The organism is Streptomyces chiangmaiensis (assembly GCF_036281785.1).
Classification (GTDB): domain Bacteria; phylum Actinomycetota; class Actinomycetes; order Streptomycetales; family Streptomycetaceae; genus Streptomyces; species Streptomyces chiangmaiensis.
In genome coordinates this window covers 1-1,399 of record NZ_JAYWVC010000570.1, presented here as the reverse complement: position 1 = coordinate 1,399, position 1,399 = coordinate 1, and the positions used below count along the sequence as shown (strand labels likewise).

The 1,399-nt window shown below is 68.2% G+C and carries 3 protein-coding genes; 2 read left to right on the top strand and 1 reads right to left on the bottom strand.

The annotated features are described in order from the left end of the window. Nucleotides 1-253: 253 nt before the first annotated feature. Together VXC91_RS45610 and VXC91_RS45605 are read left to right on the top strand one after the other, a co-directional pair. Nucleotides 254-505 (top strand): hypothetical protein, encoded by a 252-nt coding sequence (locus tag VXC91_RS45610; RefSeq protein WP_329513215.1) that lies wholly within the window; start codon nucleotides 254-256, stop codon nucleotides 503-505. Between the two features lie 3 nt (nucleotides 506-508). Then, nucleotides 509-691, top strand: a complete 183-nt coding sequence (locus tag VXC91_RS45605) for a hypothetical protein (RefSeq protein ID WP_329513214.1) — start codon at nucleotides 509-511, stop codon at nucleotides 689-691. A 9-nt stretch (nucleotides 692-700) separates the two neighbouring features. On the opposite strand, the gene VXC91_RS47385 is transcribed toward VXC91_RS45605, so the two are convergent. Further along, nucleotides 701-850, bottom strand: a complete 150-nt coding sequence (locus VXC91_RS47385; protein WP_408057634.1) for a CGNR zinc finger domain-containing protein — start codon at nucleotides 848-850, stop codon at nucleotides 701-703. Nucleotides 851-1,399: the final 549 nt, after the last annotated feature.

Sequence of the window (1,399 nt, the reverse complement as noted above, 5' to 3'; positions counted from 1 at the left end):
CCGCCGGACCGGGCGGCAGCCTCAGCCGTAAATCCCCACATCGGCCCTGAAGGGTGACGAATCCCCTCCCTTCAGGAAGGGGAGCCTTCAATATCCAGGGGAGGCCGGACGCTGTGTTCCCGCTTCCTCAGGCAGAGGCGACCGCCACCGCAGACCGTTCTTGCCGCCCGGCTCTCGGACGCTTTCCCGCCCGGTTCCGGCCACGAGCAGCGCGTCGGCGGCCGCTATGGCGTCGTGCACACACCTGGTTCCCGTGGCCCGACGCGTCGTGGAGCTCGGCGCGGGCCTGACGATCCGTACCCAGGATGTCTCCCCGGCTTCCGTGCGTGCCCTCGCCGAACGACTGCTCCACGGCCCCCGGTTCCGGGCAGCCGCGGCAACCCTGCAGGTTACCCAGCACGAGGCGGGTGGATATCGGCGTGCCGCCGACGAACTCGAGCGGTACCTGCAGGCGGCCGGCTCGGCCAGTCGGCCAGCCCCCGTCGGTCCGTCACAGCGAGGCTGACCGATGTCCCACATCGTTGTCGTGCTGATGCTGTTCGCCAGGGTGTCGGAGGCCACCGGGCGCATCCTGCCTCTGGTGGTGCGCCGGCCCGGCATGTCGCGGACCTTCCTGGCCGGCTGCTGGGAGCGGGTGGAGCGGATTATTCACCGGGTCCGTAGGACAGGACAGTGCGTCGCCTCGTCGTGATCCACGCCGTCACCGGCGACGAGTGGGCCAGGTCGGCGTTGTGGCGGCCAGGTCCTTATTCCTCTGCCGGTAGGCCCGCATGGACGCCCGCGAGCCGCAGTTGGGGCCGCAGTAGACGGCAGAGCTGCTTTGCGTCCGATCGAAAAGCAGAAGCGACATGGCTGGGCCCGGCACGCCCGCTACCTGTCCCACACGCCCGCTTGGGCGGGTTCAGTCACGCTCGCCAATACGGTGCCGAACAGCCCCGGGACGCCGGTCTGCGCGGGCCCATGATGCGCTGCTGCTGTACATCCTTCGAACCTGGTGCGAGGAGGGGTTGCATGTTGTGAGCTAAATGCTTACGGTCATAACCATGACGAACGCAGCCCGCCGTACAGAAGGGCCTCGGGAGGGTCCCTCCGGAGCCCTTCTCCCGCCCCGAGCGTGCCGCACAGGCGCTTCTGGCGGTGGCGGTCGCCGAGACAACCCGCCGCTCTCGGCACTCAGGAGGAGAAGGGCATGTGAGCCGTTCTGAAAGTGCGACTCAAGGGCCTCGACGACCGGGCCGAGCTCGCTCGCGGAGCGGGCCGGTGAACAAGCGCTTCGAGGTCGGTGTCACCTGCGCTGGCCCGCACTGCAGGCACGCATCATCCCCTGAATCTAGATATTTAGCAACTAGATTCTTCCCCCCAGGGCAATGGGCGGCAGGTATTGCTCTGCCGCCCTCGG